This is a genomic window from Candidatus Rokuibacteriota bacterium (assembly GCA_016209385.1).
Taxonomy (GTDB): Bacteria; Methylomirabilota; Methylomirabilia; order Rokubacteriales; family CSP1-6; genus JACQWB01.
On record JACQWB010000224.1, the window covers coordinates 1 to 24,482 of the forward strand.

Annotated in this window: 29 protein-coding genes; 4 read left to right on the forward strand and 25 right to left on the reverse strand. The window is 67.5% G+C overall.

What is annotated here, in order from left to right; genetic code table 11:
• Positions 1 to 198 precede the first annotated feature (198 nt).
• The 14 genes from HY726_16560 to HY726_16625 form a co-directional block, all read right to left on the reverse strand.
• Entirely contained in the window at positions 199 to 1,056 is an 858-nt protein-coding gene (locus HY726_16560; protein MBI4610609.1) for an acetyl-CoA carboxylase carboxyltransferase subunit beta, read from the reverse strand.
• Between the two features lie 218 nt (positions 1,057 to 1,274).
• The gene (locus HY726_16565; GenBank protein MBI4610610.1) at positions 1,275 to 2,033 is read right to left on the reverse strand and encodes a hypothetical protein; all 759 of its coding nucleotides are present in this window, start codon (positions 2,031 to 2,033) and stop codon (positions 1,275 to 1,277) included.
• 66 nt (positions 2,034 to 2,099) lie between these two features.
• Complete coding sequence (locus HY726_16570) at positions 2,100 to 2,291, reverse strand: hypothetical protein (protein ID MBI4610611.1); 192 nt, start codon at positions 2,289 to 2,291, stop codon at positions 2,100 to 2,102.
• Between the two features lie 35 nt (positions 2,292 to 2,326).
• Complete coding sequence (locus HY726_16575; protein ID MBI4610612.1) at positions 2,327 to 3,133, reverse strand: tryptophan synthase subunit alpha; 807 nt, start codon at positions 3,131 to 3,133, stop codon at positions 2,327 to 2,329.
• Entirely contained in the window at positions 3,130 to 3,336 is a 207-nt protein-coding gene (locus HY726_16580; GenBank protein MBI4610613.1) for a hypothetical protein, read from the reverse strand. The genes HY726_16575 and HY726_16580 overlap by 4 nt, the downstream gene beginning before the upstream one ends.
• 45 nt (positions 3,337 to 3,381) lie before the next feature.
• Complete coding sequence (gene trpB / locus HY726_16585; GenBank protein MBI4610614.1) at positions 3,382 to 4,629, reverse strand: tryptophan synthase subunit beta; 1,248 nt, start codon at positions 4,627 to 4,629, stop codon at positions 3,382 to 3,384.
• Positions 4,626 to 5,297, reverse strand: coding sequence for a phosphoribosylanthranilate isomerase (locus HY726_16590; protein MBI4610615.1), 672 nt, complete (start codon positions 5,295 to 5,297; stop codon positions 4,626 to 4,628). Before HY726_16590 ends, trpB begins: the two co-directional genes overlap by 4 nt.
• A gap of 294 nt (positions 5,298 to 5,591) precedes the next feature.
• Complete coding sequence (gene trpC, locus HY726_16595; protein ID MBI4610616.1) at positions 5,592 to 6,392, reverse strand: indole-3-glycerol phosphate synthase TrpC; 801 nt, start codon at positions 6,390 to 6,392, stop codon at positions 5,592 to 5,594.
• Between the two features lie 105 nt (positions 6,393 to 6,497).
• Positions 6,498 to 7,724: a nicotinate phosphoribosyltransferase gene (locus HY726_16600; GenBank protein MBI4610617.1), complete on the reverse strand. Its 1,227-nt coding sequence runs from the start codon at positions 7,722 to 7,724 to the stop codon at positions 6,498 to 6,500.
• A gap of 420 nt (positions 7,725 to 8,144) precedes the next feature.
• Entirely contained in the window at positions 8,145 to 9,008 is an 864-nt protein-coding gene (gene galU, locus HY726_16605; protein ID MBI4610618.1) for a UTP--glucose-1-phosphate uridylyltransferase GalU, read from the reverse strand.
• Complete coding sequence (locus HY726_16610; protein MBI4610619.1) at positions 9,005 to 9,157, reverse strand: hypothetical protein; 153 nt, start codon at positions 9,155 to 9,157, stop codon at positions 9,005 to 9,007. Before HY726_16610 ends, galU begins: the two co-directional genes overlap by 4 nt.
• Positions 9,154 to 9,606: a mechanosensitive ion channel family protein gene (locus HY726_16615; protein MBI4610620.1), complete on the reverse strand. Its 453-nt coding sequence runs from the start codon at positions 9,604 to 9,606 to the stop codon at positions 9,154 to 9,156. The genes HY726_16610 and HY726_16615 overlap by 4 nt, the downstream gene beginning before the upstream one ends.
• 21 nt (positions 9,607 to 9,627) lie before the next feature.
• A complete protein-coding gene (locus HY726_16620; GenBank protein ID MBI4610621.1) occupies positions 9,628 to 9,876 on the reverse strand; it encodes a hypothetical protein in 249 nt (82 codons plus the stop codon).
• On the reverse strand, positions 9,873 to 10,418 hold the full coding sequence (locus HY726_16625) for a DUF2062 domain-containing protein (protein ID MBI4610622.1): 546 nt from the start codon (positions 10,416 to 10,418) through the stop codon (positions 9,873 to 9,875). The genes HY726_16620 and HY726_16625 overlap by 4 nt, the downstream gene beginning before the upstream one ends.
• Positions 10,419 to 10,580: 162 nt before the next feature.
• On the opposite strand from HY726_16625, the gene HY726_16630 reads away from it, so the two are divergent.
• A complete protein-coding gene (locus HY726_16630) occupies positions 10,581 to 11,333 on the forward strand; it encodes an SPOR domain-containing protein (GenBank protein ID MBI4610623.1) in 753 nt (250 codons plus the stop codon).
• Here the strand turns inward: HY726_16630 and HY726_16635 are convergent.
• The gene (locus HY726_16635; protein MBI4610624.1) at positions 11,325 to 11,723 is read right to left on the reverse strand and encodes a response regulator; all 399 of its coding nucleotides are present in this window, start codon (positions 11,721 to 11,723) and stop codon (positions 11,325 to 11,327) included. The genes HY726_16630 and HY726_16635 overlap by 9 nt on opposite strands.
• A 288-nt stretch (positions 11,724 to 12,011) precedes the next feature.
• Here HY726_16635 and HY726_16640 point away from each other — a divergent pair, with 288 nt between their 5' ends.
• The 3 genes from HY726_16640 (at position 12,012) to HY726_16650 (ending at position 14,689) form a co-directional block, all read left to right on the forward strand.
• Positions 12,012 to 13,151, forward strand: a complete 1,140-nt coding sequence (locus tag HY726_16640; protein MBI4610625.1) for a transglycosylase SLT domain-containing protein — start codon at positions 12,012 to 12,014, stop codon at positions 13,149 to 13,151.
• Complete coding sequence (ybgF, locus tag HY726_16645) at positions 13,148 to 13,894, forward strand: tol-pal system protein YbgF (protein ID MBI4610626.1); 747 nt, start codon at positions 13,148 to 13,150, stop codon at positions 13,892 to 13,894. The genes HY726_16640 and ybgF overlap by 4 nt, the downstream gene beginning before the upstream one ends.
• A 72-nt stretch (positions 13,895 to 13,966) precedes the next feature.
• The gene (locus HY726_16650; GenBank protein MBI4610627.1) at positions 13,967 to 14,689 is read left to right on the forward strand and encodes an SPOR domain-containing protein; all 723 of its coding nucleotides are present in this window, start codon (positions 13,967 to 13,969) and stop codon (positions 14,687 to 14,689) included.
• Positions 14,690 to 14,893: 204 nt separating this feature from the next.
• Here HY726_16650 and HY726_16655 read toward each other — a convergent pair whose 3' ends face one another.
• The 10 genes from HY726_16655 to HY726_16700 all read right to left on the reverse strand — a co-directional run bounded on the left by HY726_16655 (position 14,894) and on the right by HY726_16700 (position 24,402).
• On the reverse strand, positions 14,894 to 15,655 hold the full coding sequence (locus HY726_16655; GenBank protein MBI4610628.1) for a prepilin peptidase: 762 nt from the start codon (positions 15,653 to 15,655) through the stop codon (positions 14,894 to 14,896).
• 68 nt (positions 15,656 to 15,723) lie between these two features.
• Positions 15,724 to 16,128 carry a response regulator gene (locus HY726_16660; GenBank protein MBI4610629.1) on the reverse strand — a complete coding sequence of 135 codons (405 nt, stop codon included), beginning with the start codon at positions 16,126 to 16,128 and terminating at the stop codon, positions 15,724 to 15,726.
• Positions 16,129 to 16,132: 4 nt separating this feature from the next.
• Positions 16,133 to 17,578 (reverse strand): prepilin-type N-terminal cleavage/methylation domain-containing protein, encoded by a 1,446-nt coding sequence (locus HY726_16665; GenBank protein ID MBI4610630.1) that lies wholly within the window; start codon positions 17,576 to 17,578, stop codon positions 16,133 to 16,135.
• Between the two features lie 113 nt (positions 17,579 to 17,691).
• The gene (locus HY726_16670) at positions 17,692 to 18,408 is read right to left on the reverse strand and encodes a hypothetical protein (protein ID MBI4610631.1); all 717 of its coding nucleotides are present in this window, start codon (positions 18,406 to 18,408) and stop codon (positions 17,692 to 17,694) included.
• A 51-nt stretch (positions 18,409 to 18,459) separates the two neighbouring features.
• Positions 18,460 to 19,092, reverse strand: coding sequence for a hypothetical protein (locus HY726_16675; protein MBI4610632.1), 633 nt, complete (start codon positions 19,090 to 19,092; stop codon positions 18,460 to 18,462).
• Positions 19,093 to 19,153: 61 nt separating this feature from the next.
• A complete protein-coding gene (locus HY726_16680) occupies positions 19,154 to 19,954 on the reverse strand; it encodes a type II secretion system protein GspG (GenBank protein MBI4610633.1) in 801 nt (266 codons plus the stop codon).
• 32 nt (positions 19,955 to 19,986) lie between these two features.
• Complete coding sequence (locus HY726_16685) at positions 19,987 to 20,748, reverse strand: hypothetical protein (GenBank protein MBI4610634.1); 762 nt, start codon at positions 20,746 to 20,748, stop codon at positions 19,987 to 19,989.
• Between the two features lie 488 nt (positions 20,749 to 21,236).
• Positions 21,237 to 22,631 carry a sigma-54-dependent Fis family transcriptional regulator gene (locus HY726_16690; GenBank protein ID MBI4610635.1) on the reverse strand — a complete coding sequence of 465 codons (1,395 nt, stop codon included), beginning with the start codon at positions 22,629 to 22,631 and terminating at the stop codon, positions 21,237 to 21,239.
• Positions 22,628 to 24,121 carry a PAS domain-containing protein gene (locus tag HY726_16695; protein MBI4610636.1) on the reverse strand — a complete coding sequence of 498 codons (1,494 nt, stop codon included), beginning with the start codon at positions 24,119 to 24,121 and terminating at the stop codon, positions 22,628 to 22,630. Before HY726_16695 ends, HY726_16690 begins: the two co-directional genes overlap by 4 nt.
• A 71-nt stretch (positions 24,122 to 24,192) precedes the next feature.
• Positions 24,193 to 24,402 carry a hypothetical protein gene (locus HY726_16700; protein ID MBI4610637.1) on the reverse strand — a complete coding sequence of 70 codons (210 nt, stop codon included), beginning with the start codon at positions 24,400 to 24,402 and terminating at the stop codon, positions 24,193 to 24,195.
• Between the last annotated feature and the right edge of the window lie 80 nt (positions 24,403 to 24,482).

The following is a 24,482-nucleotide window of genomic DNA, read 5'->3' on the forward strand; positions in this document are numbered from 1 at the left end:
CCCACGGCTCCGCCGTGGGTACCCGGCGCGGGTACCCGCCCCTTCCGAAACCTCCCCCCCTGTTGTTCGAGCGTGGCGGGGTCGGCCATGCCGTGTGGCAGGCCCCCCGCCGCGCGAGGCCCGAGTTGATTGCGCGGGCCGGGTACCCACGAAGTGGGTGCGCGCCCGAAACCGCCTCGCAGGAGCCGGTCGCCGACGTCATGGGACGGGGAGCGGGCGGTCGGCGAAGAAGGCCAGGATCCGGCCGAGCAGGCTGCGCAGCTCCCGGCGCTCGACCACCCGGTCAATCTGGCCGTGCTCGAGGAGGAACTCGGAGCGCTGGAATCCCTCGGGGAGGGGCTGGCGGATCGTCTCGGCGATCACCCGCGGCCCGGCGAACCCGACGAGGGCGCGGGGCTCCGCGAGGATGACGTCACCGAGCATCGCGAAGCTGGCGGTCACGCCGCCGGTGGTGGGGTCGGTGAGGATCGAGATGTACGGAACGCGCTCCTCGCCCAGGCGCTGGAGAGCGGCGGCGGTCTTGGCCATCTGCATCAGCGAGAGGATTCCCTCCTGCATCCGCGCGCCACCCGAGGCCGAAACCACGATGAGGGGGGCCCGCTTGAGGAGGGCCAGCTCGGCGGCCCGGGTGACTTTCTCCCCGACCACCGAGGCCATGCTCCCCCCCATGAAGTCGAACTCGAACACGCAAAGGACGACGGGGAAGCCCGAGATGCGCGCGGTCCCGCTGAGCACGGCTTCCTCGAGCCCGGTCTTCTCCTTCGCTGAACGGAGGCGGTCCCGGTACCGCCGGGTATCGCGGAAGCCCAGGGGATCCCGGGAGCGGAGGCCGGCGTCGCGTTCCTCGAAGGAGCCCTCGTCCACCAGGAGCGCGATCCGGTCGCGGGCAGCGATGCGGAACGGATAGCGGCACTTGGGGCAGACGCGGCCGGCCCGCTCCACCTCGGCGCGGTAGACGATCTCCTTGCAGGAGTCGCACTTGATCCAGAGCCCCTCGGCGATGACGACCTTCCGGGGCCGCGCCTCGCCTTCTTTCCGCTTCCAGAACCAGGGCATCACCTCGGAGGGGGGCTCACGCCCCCCTTCCGAACCTCCCCCCCTTTTGGTTGCGCGGGCAAAGCCCGCGCTCGAACACGGAGGGGGGCTACGCCCCCCATCCGATACCACCCCCCCTTCGAGCTGCGTGGGCCAAGCCCGCGCTCGAACGCGACGATGATCGTCCACCCCGGTCGGGGCGGCATGCCGCCCTCCCCGGAGGGGGCTACGCCCTCTGGCTACAGGGCCCGCCGGTGTGAGAAGGCGATCTCCTCGCTGGTGATGAACTCGAGCAGTACCGGCTGCCCGTCCGCGTTCAGCTTCCGCGCGCGCTCGAGTGCAGGGACGATCTCGGCCGGCTTCTCCACGCGCTCGGCATAGCCGCCCATGGCGCGGCCGATCTCCGCGTAGTTCCCGCCGATATCCCGGGCGCGGTAGCGATCGTGGGAGACGACCAGGGCGTGCCGCTCGATGGCCATGGCCGAATTGTTCAGGACGATGGTCGTGATGGGAATCCCGCAACGCACGGCGGTCTCGAAGTCCAGGCCGGTCATGCCGAAGGCGGCGTCACCCATGAAGTTCACGCAGAACTTCTCGGGCGCGACGAGCTTGGCGCCGATGATCAGGCCGAGCCCGGTGCCGAGCGCGTGGGACTTGCCCCAGCCCATGTAGCTCCGGGGCGCGGTGGCGCGGTAGAAGGGGGCCAGCTGGTGGGGCAAGAGCAGCATCGGCACCGAATCCGAGTAGGCCGTGGCGACCCCGGCGAAGGCGTTCTCGGCGCCGGGCCCGTATTGCATGGCGAACACACCGATGCGGCGCCCATTGGTCGTCCGGGTGTACCCGTCGGCGATGCCGACGCCCACCCGCTCCTGGCGGCAGATCAGCGGCCGGATCCCTGCGGCCGCGGCCGCGTCGATGATGGGCGTGGTGGGGTACGCGCTCAGGACCTCGACGCCCTCTCGCTTCAGAATCTCAGCGATCGCCTCGACGACCTTCAACCGCTCGTCTCCTCAGGACGGTCCCGTCAGACAGCGCAGAATCTGCTTCGGGCGCGAAGCTCCCAATCAGGCGACGGCCCCTCGAAAGTCATGGATCGGAACGATCACCTTGCGCACCACCTTTCCAGCCAGGATTGCCCGCTCAATGTCTGCGATTTCGAGTTCGTCGTCTTGCCTCTCTTCTTCCGCATGTCCCGTGAGTTCATAGCGCTTGGCCCGTATCTGCTCCTTGATCTCCTGCAGGCCTTTGCGGGGCATTCATGTTCTCGGACACATGTCGACGTCCTTGCGGGTCACGAACTTATGTTCCGCAGGGGGTCTTTGAGGGAGGCGAGGAAGCGGGCGACCTCGGAGACCAGCGCCTCGCTCCCGGCGTGGGCTTCGACGAGGCGTACGATGGCCGAGCCCACGATCACCCCGTCAGCGTAGCGCGCGACCGCGGCGGCCTGCTCAGGGGTCGAGATCCCGAAGCCGACACAGACCGGCTTCGTGGTCGCCGCGCGCAGCTCGCCCAGGTAGCGAGCCAGATCTGGCGGAAGCTCCGCGCGCGCGCCGGTGACCCCCGTGAGCGAGACCGCGTAGACGAAGCCCCGGCTCCGCCGGGCGATCATTCGCATCCGCTCGGGCGGCGAGGTCGGAGCCACCAGGTGAATGAGGTCGAGCCCGGTGACCCGAGCCTCGGCAGCGAGCGGCCCCGCTTCCTCGGGGGGGAGGTCAGCCACGATCACGCCATCAACCCCTGCCTCCACGGCCGTCTTGGCGAACGCCTTGAGCCCGAAGGCGAGCACCGGATTGTAATAGGTCAGGAAGACGAGCGGCGCGGAAACCTCCGTCCTGACCTCGCGCACGAGCTCCAGGACGCGGGCCAGGGTCACCCCGGCGGCCAGCGCCCGCTGGGAGGCGCGCTGGATCACGGGGCCATCCGCCAGCGGGTCGGAGAAGGGGACCCCGAGCTCGATCAGGTCTGCACCCTGGCGCGCGGCTTCGCGGAGGAGCTGTCCCGTGAGCTGGAGCGAGGGATCGCCCGCGGTGAAATACGGGATGAGCGCGCGCTCGCCGCGCTTCCGCATCCGGGCAAACGTCTGGGCGATCCGGCTCATCGTCCTTCCGGAGCCTTTGCGCGGGAATCCATCATCCGGCTTTTCAGTCTGTGCCAGAGCGGGTCCTTCTCGAGGATCTTGATTGTCTTCTGGTGTTTGTCGCTCCAGCCGAGCCCCGCGTCTTCAGCATCAATCTGAGTGCGCACGTGACGCATCCACTCGACGGCTTTGAACATTTCAGTCATATTGAACATTTCAGTCATATTCGAGTACCTCCAGCGGGGAGCGAATCTCGATCAGGCCGTATCCTATTCTCTCTTAGCAGATCGCAGCTCGGAATCGCGATCCAGCCCACCGAGGGCCTTGGCGACCACCTGGACATCCTTGTCGCCACGCCCCGAAAGCCCGACGACGATCACTCTGTCGCGGGCGAGCGTCGGGGCCAGCCTCATCATGCAGGCGATCGCGTGGGCGGACTCCAGCGCGGGCATGATCCCTTCGAGGCGGGCGAGGGCCTGAAACCCCTCCAGGGCCTCGGCGTCGGTGACCGTCGCGAACTCGAACCGGCCCGTCTCCTTGTAGTAGCTGTGCTCGGGTCCCACGCCGGGGTAGTCGAGTCCGGCCGAGATCGAGTGGGCGGTTGCGATCTGGCCGTCGTCGTTCTGCAGGAGGTAGCTCATGGCTCCGTGAAGCACCCCGACCGAGCCCGCCGTGAGTGAGGCGCCGTGCTGGCCGCTCGCGAGGCCGTGGCCGCCGGCCTCGACGCCCACGATGCGGACCGTGTCGTCGCCGATGAACGGATAGAAGAGCCCGAGCGAGTTCGACCCGCCCCCGACGCAGGCGACCAGGAGATCGGGGAGCCGCCCCTCGAGGCCCTGGATCTGCCGCCTGACCTCGCGGCCGATGACAGCCTGGAAGTCGCGGACCATCATCGGGTAGGGGTGCGGTCCGGCCGTCGAGCCGATCAGGTAGTAGGTGTGGCGGACGTTGGTGACCCAGTCGCGGATCGCCTCGTTCATGGCGTCCTTCAGCGTCCGGCTCCCCGCATCCACCGGGATCACGGTAGCCCCCAGGAGCCGCATCCTGAAGACGTTGAGCGACTGGCGCTCCATGTCCTCCCGCCCCATGTAGACCTCGCACTCATACCCGAGCAGCGCGGCGACGGTGGCGGTCGCGACCCCGTGCTGACCAGCGCCGGTCTCGGCGATGATCCGGCGCTTGCCCATCCGCTCGGCCAGGAGCCCCTGGCCCAGGACGTTGTTGATCTTGTGGGCCCCGGTGTGGCAGAGGTCCTCCCGCTTGAGGTAGATCTTGGCCCCGCCGCACTCGGCCGTGAGCCGCCGCGCGAAGTAGAGCGGCGTGGGCCGCCCGGCGTAGTCGGCCAGCAGGGCCTTGAGCCGGGCCTTAAAGGCGGGGTCGCGCGCGGCCTCGGCGTAGGCCCGCTCCAGCTCGATGAGCGGGGCCATCAGGGTCTCCGGAACGAAGCGGCCTCCGAACCGGCCGAAGCGACCGTGTTTGTCCGGCAAGCGGAGCACGCGTTTCCCGGCGGCTTTCATCTGGCCCCCTTGGCCTCGGCGACAAACCGACGCACCCTGTCGGGATCCTTCTTGCCCGGATGCCCTTCCACCCCGGAGTTCACGTCCACCGCATACGGCCGGACGATGGCCACGGCCCGCGCCACGTTCTCGGGGGTGAGCCCGCCGGACAGGATCAGACTGGGACGACCCCTCTCCAGCATCCGGGCCAGCAGCGTTCGGGCCAGCCGCCACTCGATCGGCTCGCGCGGCTCGCCCTCGCTCCACCGTAGCGCCGTGTCGAGGAGCACGGCGGCGGCGACCGCGGAATACCGCCACACCTGGGCCAGGTCGCCGATCCGGTACTCGGGTAGGCCCTCGATCGTCGTGGCCGGCGGGAGCTTCACGGTCTTGATGACCGGCAGGTCGTAGCCCGCCACGTCCTCCGGTGTCTCGTCCCCGTGGAACTGCAGTGCCCGGAGCCCGCAGGACTCGGCCACCGCCTTCACGTGCCCCCGCGCGTGCTCCCAGAAGACGCCGACCGGGGTGACGAAGGGCGGCAGCCGGCGGATGATGGGAGCCACGTGCTCCGGCGTGACGAACCGGGGAGTGTTCTCGACGAAGATGAAGCCGAGCGCGTCGGCCCCGGCCTCCACCGCGAGCTTGGCGTCCTCCTGGTTCGTGATTCCGCAGATCTTGACCTTAACCATGCAGAACTCGGGCGGCCGAGGGGAACGCCCCTTCCGCTCCAACCTCCTCGCCTCGACGGGCTCGGCTCGCTCGGACACCTCCGCTGGCCCCCCCATCCCCCCGAGGCGGGGGGTTACTCTCGCGACCCAACTGCACCCACGCCTGCGGCGTGGGTACCCGGTCGCTCGGAGCGCTGCGGTGTCCTGCGCTTCGCCGCCCGCTACGGCTCGTCGGAGTCGCGGTACGGGACGTTTCCCCTCGCCGCTCATCGCAGTCCCTCCAGCCGCGCGAACGAGCGGTGGACGCCGGCCGGGTCATCCCTCTCCTGCCTCCAGCAGCGCCAGCTCGCGCACCTTGGCGGCGATGTCAGGGGCCCGCACCAGCGCCTCGCCGACCAGGACGGCGTGGGCTCCCGCCGCGACGACGCGTTCCACGTCCTGCCGGGTGAAGAAGCCGCTCTCGCTGACCACGACCGGACCCGGCGGCACGAGGGGGAGCAGCGCCAGCGAGGTCTCCAGTCGCGTCTCGAAGGTCCGGAGGTCGCGGTTGTTGATCCCGATGACCGACGCGCCGAGCGAGAGCGCCGCGTCCAGCTCCCCCCGCCTGTGGACCTCCACCAGCGCGCCCAGCCCCAGTCCCTTGGCCGCGTGGACGAGGTCGATCAGCCGGGAGGCGTCGAGGGCCGCGACGACGAGCAGCACCGCGTCAGCCCCGAAGGCCCGCGACTCCCAGAGCTGGTATTCCTCCAGGATGAAGTCCTTCCTGAGCAGCGGAAGGTCCACGGCGGAGCGGACCTCGGCAAGGGTCTCGATGCGTCCCTGGAAGAACTTCTCGTCGGTCAGCACCGAGAGGGCAGCGGCGCCGCTGCCCGCGTATGTCCGGGCGACCGCGAGCGGATCGAAGGTGTCGGCCAGGACCCCCCGGGAGGGGGAGGCCTTCTTCAGCTCGGCGACGAGCGCGACCCGGCGGCCCGGTCTCCGGCGAAGGGCCGCGTCGAAGTCGCGGGGAGGGGCGAGGGGCTCACAGCGAGCCCGGAGCTCCGGGAGCGGGAGCGCGGCCTTCCGGCCGACAAGCTCTGCTTCCTTGTGACGGACGATCTCGTCGAGAACCCCCATGGCATGTCAGTCGGAGGGGGCCTCGACGGCCCCCGCCGAGGCCTCCCCCAGGAATCGCTTGCGCGGGCGAAGCCCGCGCTCGAAGAGCATTGCTCCGACCCGGACCTAGTAGTCGCTCCGGCGCGCCCCCAGGCGAGAGGGAAGGAGCTCCACCTGACGAAGCTGCTCGAGAACGTACTCGCGGATCGTGCGGGGCGGCGGGAGGTCCCGGATAAGCCTCCCCTGGGCGAGGAGCGGCTTGAGCAAAGCCTCGACGGCGCCCCCGCAGCGGCAGCGCTCGACCGGCTTGTGGACCGGCACCACGACGGCCGTCCCGCAGGCGCGGCAGCGGTACACCTGCTTCGACCCCGAGCGCTTCCCCCGCTTGGCCATGGGCCTCCCGTCGATCTCCATGATGTCCAGCGCGAAGTTCAGCACGGGGGCGTTGGCGATCGCGGTGCCGACGCCGTAGGCGTCCACCAGCGGGTTGAGCTTCGGGATCTCGTACTCGTCGATCCCGCCCGAGGCGATGAGCTTCACGTGCTCGAACCCCCGGTAGTCCAACTCCCAGCGCACCTCCTCCAGGATCCGGTAGAAGTCGCCGCGGCGGGACGAAGGGGTATCGAGCCGGACGGCGTAGAGATCCTTGCCGAGCGCTTCGGCGACGCGGATCGCCTCGAATTTCTCGTCCTGGAGCGTGTCGATGAGGGCGACCCGACGGACCTTGGGGTCGATGACCTCGTGGAACGCCTTGAGCGCCTCCACGGTGTCCCCCACGATGAGGACGAGGGAGTGCGGGATCGTCCCCATGGGATCGGCCTCGATCAGCTCCGCCGCCTTGGTGACGGCGACGCCGTCGCACCCCCCCACGAAGGCGTTGCGCTCGATCATGGGCGCGATGGCCGGGTGCATGCGGCGCGCCCCGAAGGAGATCACCTGCCGGTCGCCGGCGGCCTTCTTGCACCGCGCCGCCTTGGTCGCGATCCCCGAGGCCTGGCAGAGGAGCCCCAGCAGCGCGGTCTCGTACAGGCCCCACTCGACGTAGACGCCCTCGACGGTCAGCACGGGCTCGTAGGGGCGGAAGACCGTCCCCTCATCCATGGCCCAGACGTCGACGGGGAGGCCGCTCAGGAGCGCCGCAGCCTCCTCGATCCCGGCCAGGATCCCCCACTGCCAGTCCTCGGGGAGGCTCTTCAGCCTGACCTCGGCCTTGGCACGCTTTCGCTCGCCGCGCTGGCGCAGGATCTGGACGGTTCGGCCGAAATAGACGTCGTGAACCTCGCCGGCCTTGATCTCGGCGTCGCTGGCGAGGTGGAAGGGGCGTTTGGCGGGCTCTCCGGGCACTCCGTTCATCCTCCGTCGGGCTCCGGGGTGAGCCCGATTCTCCCAAATGGCCGCCGGGAAGTCAAGGAAGCTCGCAGGTTACGGCTCAGGCGGATCCGCCGCTCCGAAGAGAGCACTGTCAGTGACCCGGTAGAGCTCGAAGGGTAACGGGTCGCCCACTCGCCAGGTTCCCTCGAGAGGATGCGGTGCTGGACGAAGTAGCGAACCGTCGCCGGGTGGAGAACGATGCCGGCGCCCCGGCCCTCCAGAGGGGGCCGGGAGCGCTCGTAGACCCGGATCTCGCATCCCGCGTCGCGGAGCCAGAGGGCAGCGGTCAGCCCGCCCAGCGATCCGCCCATCACGACGATGCGGAGCGGGGAACCAGTGGAGCCTACCGGTAGTCCTCCGGGACGGCGGGCCTCAGTGCGTGAGCGCTCGGGGCCCCGCCGACTATAGCTCCAGGCTCTTCAGGTACGCGCGGAACGCATCGGCGAGGTCGGGACGGGCCAGCGCGAACTCCACCGTGGCCTTGAGGAAGCCGAGCTTGTCACCGGTGTCGTAGCGCTTTCCCTCGAACTCCACGGCGTAGAGCGGGCGCTGCCGGCGCAGGGCGCGCAGCCCGTCGGTGACCTGGATCTCGCCCCGGCCGTCCGGACGCGTCTCGGCGAGCATGCCGAAGAGGTCGGGGGTCAGCACGTACCGGCCGATGATGGCCAGGTCCGAGGGCGCCTCGTGCGGTGCCGGCTTCTCCACCAGGTCGAGAACCTCGAAGACGTTCCCGCCAAGAGGCTTGGGCCGGATCACGCCGTACCGGCCGATCTGATCGCTCGGGATGCGCTCCACCGCCACGACGGGGCCGCCGTACCGCTCGAAGACCTCGAGGAGCTGACGCATGCACGGGGTCTGGCTCACGATCAGGTCGTCGCCGAGGAAGACCGCGAAGGGCTCCTCGCCCACGAGCGGACGCGCGCAGAGGATGGCGTGGCCGAGGCCGAGGGGCTCCTTCTGGCGGACATAGGAGACCGAGGCCAGCTCGGAGATCGTCTTGATCTGGGCCAGCTCCTCCACCTTGCCGCGGTCCTGGAGGTAGTACTCCAGCTCGAAGGCCGCGTCGAAGTGGTCCTCGATGGCGCGCTTTCCCCGACCTGTGACGATGATGATCTCGCTGAGCCCCGAGGCGACGGCCTCCTCCACCACGTACTGGATCGTCGGCTTGTCGACAAGCGGGAGCATCTCCTTGGGCTGGGCCTTGGTGGCCGGGAGGAACCGGGTCCCCAGCCCGGCCGCGGGAAACACCGCCTTTCGCACGCTCACGCGCGTCCCTCCTGGTTCGACGCCTTCCCGCGAAGATACACCACCCGGTGGGGAAACGGAATCGGGATCCGCTCGCGCTCGAAGGCCTCCTTGATCCGGCGGCGCAGCTCGTTCTCGGCGCCCACCTTGACCATGAGACGCAGCATCACCTCGGACTCGCCGAAGCGGACGATTCCCTGAGCCTCGGGCGGCTCCAGGGCCCCGCCTGTCTCCCGCGCCCACTGCCCCCTACCGCTTCGAGGACACTCAGCGCCCGGCGGACGTCCGCGTCGTACCCGACCCCGACGTCCACGACGGCGCGGGCCCAGCCCCGGTTGTAGTTCGTGAACTGGGTCAGCTCCCCGTTGGGGATGACCCGCTGGGCGCCGTTCAGCGTCCTGAGCTTGGTCACGCGCAGCCCCACCGCCTCGACTGTGCCGGCGTGCGGACCGACCTCGATCGTGTCGCCGACCGCGATGAGAGCCTCGAAGATGGGAAAGAACCCGGTGATCACGTCCTTGATCAGGCTCTGGGCCCCGAGGCTGATCGCCAGCCCGAGGACGCCGGCGGAAACCAGGATGGCCTGGATGTCGATCCCGACCTCGCGGAGGATCACCATGAGCGCCACGAAGGCCAGGAGCTAGCGGGCAGCGCTCTTCATCAGCGGACTGAGCGTCCGGGCCCGCCGCACTTTCGCAGAGTAGTCGGGAGCCCCCTCGAGCGGGGCGAGGAGGCGATCGATCACGTGGGTGGCGAGCCGGTAGGCGAGCCACGCGAGGGCGACCGCCCCGACGATGAGCAGGGCTCGGACGAGAACCGCCTCCACAGTCCCCTCGAGGGCCACCGCCCTCGCCAGTGCGCGCCCGAGCGCCTCCGCCATCGAGCTCACCCGCGCTCCCCTTCCGGAGAGGACGCGCCACGCGTGCTCACATTCGCCAGGCGACGGACCTCACGCACGGCCTGGAGGGCGAGAAAATACGTGAGCGCGCCGGCCAGGAGCCCGACCACCGTCGTGCCGACCAGAAGCGGCACGGAGACCAGAAAGAGCAGCTTGGAGGAGGCCATGAACCCCTCGCCGAACTTGTCGAGGGAGAGGAGCGGCCGGATCAGCGCGGCCAGTTCGAGAAGCCCCCTGCCCCGGATCGCCTCCAGCCCTCGACCGCCGCTCAGGATGAGCTCGCCGACCTTGAGGGAGAGGCCGTAGAGGAAGGGGGCGAACCAGGGCAGGTTGAGCCACGCGCCGGTGACGGTGGATGCTTTGTTGAGCCTCAGGAGAAACGCCGCAGCAATCGCCATGACGGTGTGGAGCCCGTAGAAGGGGGTGCAGCTGATGAACACCCCGACGGCCAGCCCCAGGGCGATCTTCCACGGCGCGTCGTCCAGGTGGAGAACAGCGAGGAGGCGAGCCTTCAGGCCCTTCCAGGAGAGCATGGCCGTCGGCAAAGCACGTGCACCCGGGCGTTGTTCCTGCCGTCCTACTCCGATACGCTCAGCAGATTACACGGAATTCCCGGTCCGCGTGCGGCCTTTTTTTGGCGGCTCCCCAAAGATGCTTTATGATCTTAACCTGAGCACGCGGGAAAGGGCAGGCGGGTGAAGCGGTACTCGGATGCATGGTGGGGCCTCGGCCTCGTCGTCAGCGCGGTGGCGGCGCTGCTGGCGCTTCTCCCGTCACGCGCAGAGTTCCTCAGTCAGAAGTACAGCGCCCCGAGCCCCGCGCCGACGACCTGGGTGGTGACGCCGGTGCCCTCCACGAGCGCTCCGCCGCCCGCCAAGCCGGGCGACCCGAGGTCCCAGTCTCCACCGCCATCCTCCCGGCCTGGCGCCCTCGACCGACTCGTCGCCCTGCCACCGGCGGAGCCGCCTGGCGCCTTCACCCTCCACTTCGGGAGCTTCGTGACGGTCAGCGAAGCCGAAGACATCGAGAACCGGCTGAAGCAGCTCGGCGCCCCGACGACCCGCTACCGCAAGCGCTCCCCCGGCGCCCTGTACGCCCTCAAGCTCGGCGAGTTCCCCACGCGGGCCGAGGCCCGGGACACCCTGGAGCAGCTCAGGCTGCGACACCCGGCGCTTCCACTGGTCCCGGTGGAGCACGATGGCCAAGGCCGGATCGCCGTCAGCGTGGACGCCCGCTATCCGTTGCGCGAGGCGGTGGACCTGGCCGGGCAGCTGCGGAGGGACGGGTTCAGGGTCCGGATCGAAACAGCGGGGAGAGCTGCTCCGGTCTTCACCGTGCGCCTCACGACGGCCTACGACCTCAAGACCGCGCAGGAGAAGAGCCGGGAGTTCAGACGCCACGGCTTGCCCAACGCGGTCATCCCCGTCGAGCGCGCCGCATCACCCTAGGCTCTTCGGGTCCCGCTTCACGCGCCAGCGCCAGATCGCCTCCCGGACGGACGCCAGGAGCTGGTCCGTGTGGAAGGGCTTTTCGATGTACCCGGTCGCTCCTCGGCTCAAGGCCTCGAGGGCGACCTCGCGCGTCGAGTATCCGGTGACCAGGACGACCTGGACGTTGGGGTTCTGCTGTTTGGCCAGCTCCAGCAGCTGAAGGCCGTTCAGGTGCGGCATCATGATATCGCTGATGATGACATCGAAGGCGGTGGACTCCAGAAGCCGGGAGGCCTCCCGGCTATCGGTCGTGGCCTGCGGAGCATAGCCTTCTTGCTTGAGCACGTCCACCATGACGTCAAGGACTTCGGACTCGTCATCCACGACGAGAATGCGGGGGTCCTCCACGTCCTTCCCTCCCGGGCTACTCACGCACGAGCGGCGTCGCCCGTGCACGGATGACTCCGGCTGACCCCGGGGCGACGCCGACGTACGGGGAAAGTTGGAGAGTGCCGGGGCCGGGGCATGCTAACATCACACGGATGGAGTCGATCTGCCTCCCCCGCGTCAGCTCGGCGCTGGACCATGTCGTCCCCTCCACTCCGCTCCATCTCTTTCACCACCGTACCATAGCACAGCGCCGGCGTGGGACACCGCAGATTTCCTCGCGTTAGCATCTGGTCCCTGGCGGCGATCGTGGTCCTCCCGCTCGCCAACCCCGCCATGGGCCAGACGGTCGGTTACGGACCGGGCATCGTCGAGATCGCCCGCGTGTACAACCTGGACCCGGCCCTCATCGCGGCCATCATCAGCGTGGAGTCGAACTTCAACCCGAGCGCGGTGTCCCGCAAGGGGGCGCGGGGGTTGATGCAGCTCATGCCCGCGACGGCTGACGAGCTCGGCGTCGCCAAAATGGACGATCCCTGGGAGAACATCGAAGGCGGCGCGCGCTACTTCAGGGAGAAGCTCGATCGCTTCGCCGGCGACATCCGCCTGGCCCTGGCCGCCTACAACGCGGGCGAGGCCCCGGTCCGCCAGCATGGAGGCATCCCGCCGTACCCGGAAACGGTCGGGTTCGTGAACGAGGTGCTGGCGCGATACGAGGCCCTCAAGTCGCGCGGTTTGCCCCATGCCGATTCACACAGCTCGTCACCCGGCCCTCGCGACCCGTCTCCCACGCCTGAGGCCCGACCCCCCCAAAGCGAACGCGCTCCGGAGGGGAAACCACCCATCGTCCTGGAGGTCGAAGAAGTCGGACCGCCCGCTCGGGCCGTAGGCCACCTTCGGGAAGGCGCGCGGCTCGAACGGGAGGGCCGGGTCGCAGACGCTATCGCGCACTACCGGGAGGCGCTCGCCCTGGCCCCCTCGTTTCCCGAAGCGCACAACCAGCTCGGTCTCGCCTATCTCGCGCTGGGACGCCTCGAGGAGGCCCAGAGCGAGTTCGAGAAGGCGCGCGGCCTCGCTCCACAGACTGCCCGCTTCCTCAATAACCTGGGGCTCGTCCTCCACATGCGAGGCGAGTTCCGGCGCGCCCTCACCATCCTTCGCACCGCGTGGGAGCGAGAGCCGGCGAGAGTCGAGAGCGGGGTGAACCTGGCCTTGATCCTGAAACGCCTCGGACGCCGGGACGAGGCCGGCGCGGTCCTGACCAGAGTCCTTCGGATACGGGAGCGACTGCCCGAAGGCCACCTCAACCTGGCGAGCCTCCTGGAGGAGGTGGGGGACCGGGCCGGGGCTGTCCTGCACTATCGGCGATTCCTGGAGCTCACGGAGGGACAGTCCTCCGCCCTCAGAGACCAGGTGCGCGAACGCGTGAGGGCCCTGGGACGCCCATGAGGCGAGCCCTGGAGGATCGACGCCACTTTGCGTGGGGCGCGTGCCTCGGGCTCCTGGTCCTCCTGTCCGGGTGCGCCTCGCGCGGGTCGGTGAAGCACCTTCAAGCCGAGCTGGCGTCGCTCCAGACAACGGTGGAGGCGGCCAGCCGGAACCTGACTCAAACCATCTCGCTGGTCACCGAGTGGGAGACCAGGTTCGGGGAACACCTCCGGAGGCTCGAAGCCCTTGGCCAACGGATCGAGCCGCTGGAGACCAGGCTCGCTGAGTTCGAGAGGACGATCAAGGAGGTACAGGGGGCGGTAGAGGCCCTGACCGCGCAGGTGGCCAGGCCGACCGTCCGCGCGCCCGCGGAGGGAGCCGAGGGGCTCTATGCCTCGGCCCAGGCCCACTATCAGTCGCGAAATCTCGGGCAGGCGGTTCTGGAGTTTACCGAGCTCATCCAGAGCTTTCCCAAGCATCCCCTGGCTGAGAACGCCCAGTACTGGATCGCCGCCGCCTACCTGGCCCACCGGGACTACCGTCAGGCGCTGATCGAGTTCACGAATGTCCTGGACCGGTATCCGGGGGGACGCAAGGCACCCGACGCGCTCTACCAGCTCGGCGTCTGCTATCGGAATCTCTATGAGCCGCGACGGGCCCGGGAGGCATGGGAGCGGCTGATCCGCGAGTTCCCGGGAAGCGACGCGGCCAGGATGGCCGAGAAATCCTTGCTGAGGGGCAGCGCGTCGGTCCGGGCGAAGTGAGCGGACCCCGGGGACTTCCTCCACGGCCAGCCTTGACAGCCGGCGACGCCTTTCGGGAAAATGGCCTTCGCGATGGGAAACAAAAAGCTCCTGATCTTCGTCGTGTGGATGGTGGTCATCGGCGGGCTCGGCCTATACGTCTGGTATCCCCGCCTGTTCCCGAAGAAGCCCCCTGTCCGCGCTCAGCTCAGGCAGGAGCAACCCCTGGTAATCCAGGTGGCCCCGCAGGCGCCGACCGCCCAGGCGCCGGCGCCAGCCCCCGCGACACCGCCGGCGCGTCAGCCGGCCCCACCCCCGAAGGAAGCCACGCCGGAGCCGGCCGCGGAAGCCCCGGCCACCCCGCGGCGGTACGGCATCGAGTTTCCGCCCTTCGCTACGCTCGGGGAGGCCGACGCGTACCAGCGGCGGTTGAAAGACGCGGGCCTGCCGACCCTGCGGGTCACCAGCCATCTGGACGACGGGCTCTACACGCTGATCATCGGTCCGTTCCCAAACCTCGCCGACGCCGGAGAGGCGAGGGCCCAGCTCGGCGCCAGGCCTGGCGGCTCCGCTTCGCCCCGGGAGGGCGACGCGGGGTTTGTGTTCAGCGAGGGTCCGGATGTCCTGCGCGAGGTGGTCCAGCGCGCGCTTGCGGCCAGGGGGAAAGGCTACGGCGCGAGGATCGTCCGCGCGGAGGGAAGGGCCCCGCTCTACGTTATCCGGACGGCGGCGCGGCTCGACGTCGCTCAGTCGGACAAGCTGAGCGGCCACTACCGGGAGCTGGGGTTCCCCAACCGCATCGTCGCTGGCCGGTAGAATAGTCGGAGGGGGACACCCACGCCTTCGGCGTGGGTACCCGGACCCCCTCCGAAGCCTCCCCCACAGATTGCGCCGGCAAAGCCGGCGGTAGACCACTTGGAGGGGGGCTCGCGCCCCCTTCCGGTGCCTCCCCCCAAAACTTGCACCGGCCGGGTACCCACGAAGTGGGTGCGCGCGCGACCAGGAGTTGTCAGCGTCCTCTCAGAACCGAATGAGGCGGTCGCCAAAAAGGAACGTGACGAGCGCGGCAATGCTCACGTACGGTCCCACGCGAGTGGCATGCCTCTGGACCTTCCCGCGCAGCAGGAGGGTTGACACCCCGAGCCACACGAGCGCCAGCACCGAGGCCGCCAAAAGGGTCGCGACCAGCCTGTCCCAGCCCATGAACGCTCCCACCATGGCGGCCAGCTTTATATCGGCTCCGCGGACGCCTCGCTCCTTGAAGAGAACATCACCGATGAAGGCGACCAGCCACAGGGCCCAGGCGCCGGCCACGCTCCCGAGCGCGCCTTCCACCCATCCGAGCCCGGGGGTGAGCGCGGCAAACGCGAGGCCAAGCGCGATGCCGGGGAGCGTGATCCGGTCGGGGATGATTCCGAAATCCAGATCGATGAAGAAAATGGCCAGTAGCGCCGAGACGAGAAACCAGACCAGCAGCATCCGGACACCCAACCCGATGGTCAGGTAGGTGAGCACAAAGAAGAGAGTCGTGACCGCTTCCACCAGCGGGTAGCGCCAGGAAATCCCGACGCCGCAGTACGCACACCGGCCGCGCAGCAGCACGAAGCTCAAGAGCGGGAGGTTCTGGTACCACCTGATCATCGTGCCGCAGCGCGGGCAGCGCGAGCGGGGCTTGACCACCGACTCTCCGCGCGGGACCCGGTAGATCACGACGTTGAGGAAGCTCCCCACCCAGAGCCCCAACCAGATGATCAACGCTAGGACAAACCAGCGGGGCAGCATCGTTCCTCACGCGGGAAGGATTGGGCGAAGCGATGCGGAACGCTCAGCAGGCGTGAGAGGCGAGGGGGCTACGAGCCCTCGGGATGCGAATCCCACTCCACGGCCAGCCACCGCTTCCAGAGCGCCTGCTTGACCCGCTCCAGCAGCTCGGCCGAGTCGAAGGGTTTCTCGATATACGCGAAGGCCCCGCGTTCCAGCGCCTCCATGGCCCGCTCCCGCGTCGAGAAACCCGTGATCAGGATCACCTCGGGGGATGGACTGCGCGCCTTGATCAGGGAGAGGAGCTGGAGCCCGGTCAGGTCCGGCATCATGATGTCGCTGACGATCAGGTCGTAGGCGGCCGCGGCGAGCTGCCTGACCGCGGCCACGCTGTCGGTGCTCGTCTCAGGTTCGTAGCCCGCCGCTCGCAGGACCTCGGCGACGGTCTCGGCCACTACCGGCTCGTCGTCGACGACCAGGATCTTGTCCGACACCGGCCTACTGGACGGTCAGGGTGTTGTCGCCCGCCGCGAGGATGAGCGAGGCGAGGAGGATCAGGTCTTTGTCGGTGACCTCGACCAGGTCGCCGGCCATGAGGTCTTTGAAGGTCTTGGTCTTGATGTGCGGGTGCTTCTTGCCCTCGTCGTCGTGGACATCGCCGCGCGGCACCGTCCCGATCAGGATCTTGTTACGGAAGACCTTCAGGCGCTTCTCGACCCTGTTGACGATCGTCACGTTGGCGGCGTCCGTCCCCACGTTGCGGGTGAAGTGGCCGTAGGGCATGACGAACTGGTCCACCACGGCATTCTTCGGCATGATCTTGCTGTCGCCGGTTGCCTTGATATAGATCTGGCCGCAGCCGTGGGGCGTGAAGGTCTTGGTCTCGCCCGCGTTGACCTTCGTTTTATTGTCGGTGCTCTTCAGTTTGGTGTCGAACTCCAGGACCTCCACGTTCGTTGCGGAAAACTTGTTCGCCACAACGAGGTTGAAGAGGGGAGTCCCGCTCGAGTCCAGACCGGTCAGGTTCAGCGTCCGCGTCAGAGTCGCCGCGGGCAGAACCGTCAGGGTCTCGGTCCAGGAGACGGTTCTCTGGTCTTGGGGGGTAATCACCGTGCTGTACTGGCCCTGGACCAGGTCAACCGTGAGCCCCTGGACGTAGGGCAGGTCAGCCTCCACAGCTTTCCGAGCCACCGAAGTAGCCGTGACGTTGAAGAGCTGGGGGCAGGCAGGGACAAAGGCGTTGACCTTGGGGTTATTGTCGAAGTTGAGGATGTTCAGCGCCACGTCTCCGCTGACGATCACGTTGAGGGCCTCGGGATTCGTCAGATTGAAGGCACCGGGATTCGGTGGCGTCGGCTTGGGGAAGACGGCGTTGTCGACATTCTCAGGGTGGTCGCTGGTATATGTGGGGTCAGTGGGAGCCGGCCCGGTATAATTGTCCTTGAAGTTCGGGTTGTCGGCAGTGTTCGTCGAAACGCCGTCGAGGCCCCGGCTGATGACCGCAAACTTGTTACCAACCCCGCTGTCCACGGGGACGAGGAAGTACTCGTAGGGGCGGTTCAGGGGATCGGTGTGGAGGCCGTTCTCCAAGCGGACGTTCTGGAGGTAGGGCCCCCTCCAGCCCGGGATCTGGTTTCCCTTGGCATCCATCGGGATCCCGTTGGCATCCCTGGAGACGGCGACCAGGTCGACAAGGCTCGCCGGGTACTTCGCCACATCCCCCACATAACCGAAGATCCCCTTCTCGGGGTTGCCGACGACGGCCTGGTAGATCGCCTGAAGCTCGTCCTCGACGGCGCTGGCGCGCTCGGCCACGAGGAGCTGATAGGCCATCGGGGCCAGGATCGCGCCGATCACCGCCAGGACCGCCAGGACGATCACTACTTCGAGCAGCGTGAAGCCGCTGGCGCCCGACCCCTTGCCTCTGACCTTTGATCGACTCATGCTCTCCCTGGCTCCCTGACAGCGGTGCTCAACTGGGTTCAGCGGTCCGCCTACCCGCCCGGAGATGGCGCGTTGATCATCCCCGGGTGGGTAGGCTTTCACGGTGGGTCGCCTTATGAGCAACCAGCTCCTGGACCGATCTTCTTTCCCTTGTTCTTGCCGATATCGTCGGAGGTCGGATGCAACGCGGTGTCGGTCAGCTTCGTCTCCAGCACCCGGTCAGCGCTGCCGGTGATGATCCAGCCAAACCCGCAGCTGCCGCCCACGCCTCCGGCGCTGCCCGCCGGTTCCTGCTTGTACAATGGCGCCACGTTCGTGATGTAGGCGCGGTCAAAGGGATCAGTGAGAATCTCATCGGTGTAGGGACCCTTCCAGTTCTGGTACCTGTCCTTTCCGTCTACTTTTCCGAAAACAGTGTTCGGGTCCCTCACCAGGTAGTCATTGATGTTCTTGCACTTGTCGGACGAACACGTAGGGCTGGTGCCGCTGAGGCTCACGCTTCCAACCGTGATGGCACCGTCGCTGATATCAGGGAGCGCAGCATGAACAGTCCCTGTGGTACCGGTGAAGAGGAGAAACGCCGCCTCCGCCTCGCCGGGCATCTTGCCGGTGTCCCGCTGGAAGTTCTGCATCCCGGCCCAGATGGCGTCGATCTCGCCAACGGCCCGGGCGACTTTAGCCTCCCCGACGCGCTCGATGATCACGGGCGCCGCCACGGCGGCCAGGATCCCGGCCATGGCGACAGCCGCGGTGATCTCGTAGAGGGTCGCGCCGCGGGAGTCCCTGAAGTGCCTCAGCACTGCTCTGACCACTCGGCTGATCCGTTCCATTCTCGCGTCCTCCTTACTGGTTTGGGGTGGTCAAGAAACCTTACCCTGCCGCTATTTAATCCTGACAGCAATGTCATCATTCACAGGGAGAGCCCCGGAGTCCGCGAGCGAGTCCGGGTCGGTCTCGATCTTACCGTTGGGGCCAGCCGTGAGGACCCAGACCACCTTCGCCGGATTGTCCGCGGGGTCAGCGTTCTTGATGTTTACCAGGTACCGGTTCCCCCAGGGGTCCACGCCGATCAGCTCCATGTAGGGACCCCGCCAGAGGAAGCGACTCTTCGTTGGGTCGGTCTCGTACTTTTTGGAACCGGGGTTGTTCTTGATCAGGTGGTTCTCGAGGTCGTCGGTCTTTCCCTGAGCGTTGAGCCACTTCTTGCTGTCGTGGTCCTGAGGGTCGTTGCCAGGGCCCTGGAGCAGCTCCCAGTCCAGCTTCCCGGTGGTCTGGGTCCCGTCCTTGTAGAGCGGGAAGTGGCCCACGTCCTTGGTAAGCCTGAGGATGGTGCCCTGAAGGGTCATGACGTCAGACAGAGCCTTCTGCTTCTTGGCGTCGTCCAGATAGTTTATCACCATCGGGGCCAGGATTGCGGCCAGCACGCTAAGGACCCCCAGGATCACGATGAGCTCCATCATCGTGACGCCGTATTCCCCCCGGATCTTTCGCAGCGTCCCACTGAGTCCACGCATGGATGTGTTCCCCCCTCTCGTCTTCTTTCCTACCTTTTCCATCGTTCCTATTACGTTCCTATTACGGCTGCACGCCGGTGGGCGTGCTTGGCGTCAGCGCCTTCGCGCTTTTGCCTCCCGCCGAGCTCTCGATCCGCTTGCCGAGGCTCTTCCCGACGTCGTCAGAGCCCGCGGCGAGCTGGGACGCGGTCAACGGTGTCTGAAGGAGCCGGTCGGGCCCGACGGACAGGACCCAGGCAAACCCGAGTTTCCCCCCGGTGTCCGAGAATTTCCCCAGGCCGGGATCCTCCACCTCGCCCGAAAAGATCAGCGGGAGCACGTTCAACAGGTAAGCCCGGTCCCACGGGTCGCTGGCGATGGGCTCCATGTAGGGGCCGCGCCAGTTGGGGTAGTTTACCGCGGCAGGTTTCCGGACCAGATAGTCGTTGACGTTCAGCGTGTTGATGGGGGAGACGCTGTCGCACGTCCGGCCCAGAAAGTCCCGGGCGTCAATCAGCCCCAGGTTCCTCGTGTCGGGGAGGAGGGTGCCCGTGTTCGGGTCAGCGCTCGGCACCCCGGTCTGGAGGAAGCAGAAGGCACTCCCCGGAGTCCGGATCTCGGCTTCTCCAGGCCACCGGCCAGTTTCCTCGAAGAACCTCATCATGGCGTTTGCCAGGGTCAGCACCTCACTGGCTGCACGGCCCTCCTTGGCGTTCTCGATCCGGTCGATAGCCACGGGCAGAGCCACGGCGGCGATCACCGCCGTCATAGCCACGACTGCCGTGGTCTCGTAGAGAGTCACACCGCGCGAGTCCCTGAGGGTTCTCAGGAGGCGCCTGACCGCCCTCCCGACCCACCCCGTCATCCCGCTGTCGCGCTTCATCGCACCCTCACTCCCACCCCGACGCTGTCCCGTTACTGGCTCGCCGCGGTCGCGCCGCCGGCCGACTTGATGATTCGAGCGCCCAGGTTCCTCCCGATGTCGTCGCCGTTAGGATCAAGCTGCGCCATGGTCAGCGCGGTCTGGAGCAACCTGTCGGGCCCGACGGTGAGGACCCAGCCGTAGCCGATCTTTCCGGCGGTGTCTGCGGACTGGCCAAGCCCGGGGTCCGGGACCTTGCTGGCGAACATCAGAGGGAGAGGATTGAAGATGTAGGCCCGGTCCCACCCGTCGCTGGCGATGGGCTCCATGTACGGGCCGTTCCAGCCCGGATAGTCGGACTCGCTGGGCTTCTGGACTAGAAAGCTGTTCAGATTCAGGACATTGGTCGCCGTGATCGTGTTGCACGGCCGTCCCAGGAACTCGCTGGCGTCAAAGGGCTTGCTCGCGGTGCCCAGGCTATCCACCTGGGGCAGGAGCGTGCTCGTGCTCGGGTCAGTGCCCGGCACGCCGCTCTGGAGGAAGCAAAGGCTGCTCCCCGCCCGCTTGATCTCCATCTCGCCCGGGATGCGGCCGGTGTGCTCCTGGAACTTGGAGATGGCGTTGCTGATGGTCAGGACTTCGTTGGCGGCCCTGCTCACCTTCGAGTTCTCAATGCTCTGGAGCGCCATGGGGATCGCCACTGCGGCCATGACCGCGGTCATGGCGACGACCGCCGTCGTCTCATAGAGCGTGGCCCCTCTGGTATCCCGCAACGGCTTGAGGAACCCTCTGAGAAAGCTTGTGAATCGCCCCATTCTTTTGTCTCCTCTGCTTCCGTTGGTTCTCGGCTCACCGATCATGCCGGTTGTCCGACCACCCAAGGACAGCAACAATCGAGCCACCCTAGCTTTCCCGTCGCCAATGCGGGGAACAAGATGTAACTATTTGATTTTATGGCAATATACAGACGTTGAGAGCACGGTTCCGGCCGGGTCTCAAAGCCACGAGGGGGCAACCCTTCTGCAAATTTTGTAGGGGCCCCACATCTTCTGTGGCCAGCCTTCGGGCCCCGAGGACAATCGGAGGGGACCCGGCTACCCGCGCCGAAGGCGCGGGTGTCCCCCTCCGAGGCCTCCCCCGGATGGTGGTTCGAGCGTGGCGGGTTCGGCCATGCCGCGAGGCAGGCCACCCGCCGCGCGAGGCCCGAGTCAATTGCGCGGGCCGGGTACCCACGCCGAAGGCGTGGGTGCACGCTCGAAGAGCATTACTGCGACACGCCCCGAGGCGGCCCCAAATCGTCGTTTCAAGGTTTGAAGCTGTCGGGGTCGATGCCGAACTTCTTGATGCGGTACCAGAGGCTCCGCTCGTTGATCCCGAGCTTTCTTGCCGCCTGGGCCTGGACGCCCCGGCTCTCCCTGAGAGCCTCGGTGATCAGGGTGCGCTCCATCTCCGCCAGCCGGTCATCCAGGTGCTTCGCCTTCCCGTGATCCTCAGGTCCTGGCTCGGGGGAGGCCTGGAGGTGAACCGGAAGGTCCTCTGCCTGGATCAGGTCTCCGTCGCACAGGACCGTCGCCCGCTCGATGGTGTTCCTCAGCTCTCGCACATTTCCCGGCCACGAATAGGCCATCAGCCGCTCGAGCGCCTCCGGGGAGACTCCCTTCACCATCTTCCCCGCGGTATCGCCGATCTCCCGGAGAGCGGCCTCGACAAGAAGGGGAATGTCCCCGGCGCGCTCCCGGAGGGGCGGGAGGACGATGCTGAAGACGTTGAGGCGGTAGTAGAGGTCCTCGCGGAACTCCTTGCGCTGGACCGCGTCAGCCAGGGACTTGTTCGTGGCGGCGATGATGCGCACATCCACCTTCAGGGGCCGGGTTCCCCCGACCCGATAGATCTCCCGGGCCTCGAGGACCCTGAGGATCTTGGCCTGGGTGGCCAGCGCCATATCTCCGACCTCGTCGAGAAAGAGGGTGCCCCCGTGCGCCAGCTCAAACTTTCCCGGTTTCTGTGTCGTGGCCCCGGTGAAGGCGCCTCGCTCGTGACCGAACAGCTCGCTCTCGAGAAGCCCTTCGGGGATGGCGGCGCAGTTCACCTTGATGAACGGCCCTCCCTTGCGCGGGCCGTTCTGGTGGATGACCTCGGCCACCAGTTCCTTTCCGGTTCCGCTCTCGCCCTGGATCAGGACCGTCACGTGGGTACGGATCACCTTGCTGAGGGACGCGAAGACTTCCTCCATCCGCCCGCTCTGCCCGACCAGGCTGGGGAAGTCGTACCGGCGCTGGAGAGTGTCCCGGAGTCGCTGGACCTCGCGCTGGAGCTGCCGCCGCTCCAAGGCCCGAGCGATGACCACTTTGAGCTCCTCGAGCCTGAACGGTTTGGAGAAGAAGTCGTACGCGCCGCGCGCGAGGGCTTCGATGGCCTGATTCTTGGTCGCGACTCCCGACATGGCGACGAGGATCAGCTCCGGGCTCAGGGCTCTGGCGCGGCTGACGAAGTCGAGGCCGCTCGCCCCGGGAAGCTTCACGTCGGTGATGGCGATGTCGAAGGTCTGGGTGTGGAGGCGCTCGAGGGCCTCTTCCGCGTTCGCGCACGCCTCGACCGCGTACCCTTGCTCTTTGAGCGCGGTCTCCAGCGCGAAACGGACGGGCTCCTCGTCCTCGACCAGAAGGATCGCGATGGACTCCGGCGACGAGCTGGTCACGGAGGTGCTGCAGCCCTGGCGGCGGGGAGAAAGAGCGTGAACTGGGTCCCCTCTTCGGGCGAGCTCCTGGCGGTGATCTTCCCGCCGTGATCCGCCACCGCGCGGGCCGCCACGGGCAAGCCGAGCCCCGACCCTTCTTTTTTGGTCGTGTAAAAGAGGTCGAAAATGCGGTCGAGGTCTCTGGGCGGGATGTGCGAGCCGGTGTTCACGATCCGTACCGCGATGAGCCGTCCCGCGCCGAGGTCGTCGGGTGCCGCCTCTTCAGCCACCTCCACCGCCACGCGGCCCCCTGCCGGCGTCGCCTCGAAGGCGTTGGTGAGGATGTTGAGAAACGCCCGGCTCAGACGATCGGGATCGCCGAGGACGGGTGGGAGGTCCGCGGCAATGCGCTTGGTCGCGGTAATCCCTTTTTCCCGGAAGCGGGTCTCGGCTAGCCACAGGGTCTCAGCCACGAGATTTTCCACCTGACACGGGACCGGCTCGCGGAGCTCGACCTGGGCGAGGGTCCGAATCTCATCCGCGAGGCGCCGGATCCGATCCAGCTCGCCCTGGATCTTCTCCGCGTAGCGGGACTGGGGGCTCTGCTCAGGGATCTGGGAGGCGATGAGATCCACGAGGGTCTGGATGGCCAGGACCGCGCCCCCGATCTCGTGAACGATGCTCGCCGCAAGCGCTCCCAGCGCGGCCAGCTGGTCCACCCGACGGACCTCACCCTGGATCGTGCGAACCCGGGCCAGGTCCTGAACGGTCAGGATCACCTCCTCCCCGGGCCCGCCCGGCGACTCGGACAGGGCGAGGCTCCCCCGAACGTCCACGCGGGTGCCGTCCTTTCGCTGGAGCGTGAGATGGGAGAAGGTGGTCGGCGTCCGGTCGACCGCGCGTTGCCACAGCCCGAGGAAGCGGTCGTTCTCCGCCTGGCCGCGCTCGACGAGGTCCGCGAGACGTGTCCCGACCAGTCCGTCCGGCCCTTGCCCGAAGATCCGCTGGGCCTCCGCGTTGGCGCCCAGGATCTCGCCGCCGGGGCTCACCGCCAGGATTCCCTCCGGGAGGCGATCGAAGATATCCGAGACGCGCGCGTACTTCTCGAAGGAGAGAAGCAGATGGTTCAGGGTGTTGCTCAGGCTCGACAGCTCGTCGATCTTCTTCACCGGGGCGCGCGGGAGCGAGACCGGGATGACCCGCTCGCTCCGCTTCAGGAGCGTCCGGATCGGCCGGCTGATGGCGATGGCCAGGAGGATCCCGAGCAAGAGCGCCCCTCCGCCGCCGACGCCGACCACGAGGAACGCGGTCTCGCGCAGCGCCTGGATCTCGGCGACCGAAAGCTGCGAGATGCTCGACTTGCCGACCGCGGCGGTGGTCAGGCGGATAGCCCAGAGCCCGACCGCGACGACCAGCCCCATCAGAAACAGGGGCAGGAAGATCGTGAGGCGGATTCCGGTGACCCGTCTGACCGAGCGGATGAGCTGCCGGGTTACCCCGGGCCTCACCATGGCGCTACGTCCAGCGGCGGGTGTCACGTTCCCGCGGTGTGGCAGTCATGTCCGTCTACGCCAAGACCCCCTCAGGAGAGCAGGAACTTCTTCAGAAGGGTCGCGCTCCTCGAGAGGAGCATGTAAATGCCGAACCAGGTGATAATCAGGCCGACGGCCATGGTGACAATCGACCATCTGAAGCCTTTGTCCATCCGCTGAGCCACGTCCCGACGAAACTCAGTCATCCCCCGCTGCAGCTCCGCGAGGTTCCGCTCCACATCAGCCAGCCGATCGTCCATGTCGCCCCTCCCATTAGGGTGCCCCACAATTATAGAACTCGATGCCACTCTTCACCCGATCATGCCCGGCCGCGCGGACC

Bases quoted from the DNA above. Each gene is read 5' to 3' on its own strand.
- HY726_16560 (MBI4610609.1), bottom strand. From the start codon at position 1,056: ATGCCCTGGTTCTGGAAGCGGAAAGAAGGCGAGGCGCGGCCCCGGAAG.
- HY726_16570 (MBI4610611.1), bottom strand. From the start codon at position 2,291: ATGCCCCGCAAAGGCCTGCAGGAGATCAAGGAGCAGATACGGGCCAAG.
- HY726_16575 (MBI4610612.1), bottom strand. From the start codon at position 3,133: ATGAGCCGGATCGCCCAGACGTTTGCCCGGATGCGGAAGCGCGGCGAG.
- HY726_16580 (MBI4610613.1), bottom strand. From the start codon at position 3,336: ATGACTGAAATGTTCAATATGACTGAAATGTTCAAAGCCGTCGAGTGG.
- trpB (MBI4610614.1), bottom strand. From the start codon at position 4,629: ATGAAAGCCGCCGGGAAACGCGTGCTCCGCTTGCCGGACAAACACGGT.
- HY726_16590 (MBI4610615.1), bottom strand. From the start codon at position 5,297: ATGGTTAAGGTCAAGATCTGCGGAATCACGAACCAGGAGGACGCCAAG.
- trpC (MBI4610616.1), bottom strand. From the start codon at position 6,392: ATGGGGGTTCTCGACGAGATCGTCCGTCACAAGGAAGCAGAGCTTGTC.
- HY726_16600 (MBI4610617.1), bottom strand. From the start codon at position 7,724: ATGAACGGAGTGCCCGGAGAGCCCGCCAAACGCCCCTTCCACCTCGCC.
- HY726_16615 (MBI4610620.1), bottom strand. From the start codon at position 9,606: ATGGTGATCCTCCGCGAGGTCGGGATCGACATCCAGGCCATCCTGGTT.
- HY726_16625 (MBI4610622.1), bottom strand. From the start codon at position 10,418: ATGCTCTCCTGGAAGGGCCTGAAGGCTCGCCTCCTCGCTGTTCTCCAC.
- ybgF (MBI4610626.1), top strand. From the start codon at position 13,148: ATGAGGCGAGCCCTGGAGGATCGACGCCACTTTGCGTGGGGCGCGTGC.
- HY726_16650 (MBI4610627.1), top strand. From the start codon at position 13,967: ATGGGAAACAAAAAGCTCCTGATCTTCGTCGTGTGGATGGTGGTCATC.
- HY726_16655 (MBI4610628.1), bottom strand. From the start codon at position 15,655: ATGCTGCCCCGCTGGTTTGTCCTAGCGTTGATCATCTGGTTGGGGCTC.
- HY726_16665 (MBI4610630.1), bottom strand. From the start codon at position 17,578: ATGAGTCGATCAAAGGTCAGAGGCAAGGGGTCGGGCGCCAGCGGCTTC.
- HY726_16670 (MBI4610631.1), bottom strand. From the start codon at position 18,408: ATGGAACGGATCAGCCGAGTGGTCAGAGCAGTGCTGAGGCACTTCAGG.
- HY726_16675 (MBI4610632.1), bottom strand. From the start codon at position 19,092: ATGCGTGGACTCAGTGGGACGCTGCGAAAGATCCGGGGGGAATACGGC.
- HY726_16680 (MBI4610633.1), bottom strand. From the start codon at position 19,954: ATGAAGCGCGACAGCGGGATGACGGGGTGGGTCGGGAGGGCGGTCAGG.
- HY726_16685 (MBI4610634.1), bottom strand. From the start codon at position 20,748: ATGGGGCGATTCACAAGCTTTCTCAGAGGGTTCCTCAAGCCGTTGCGG.
- HY726_16695 (MBI4610636.1), bottom strand. From the start codon at position 24,121: ATGGTGAGGCCCGGGGTAACCCGGCAGCTCATCCGCTCGGTCAGACGG.
- HY726_16700 (MBI4610637.1), bottom strand. From the start codon at position 24,402: ATGGACGATCGGCTGGCTGATGTGGAGCGGAACCTCGCGGAGCTGCAG.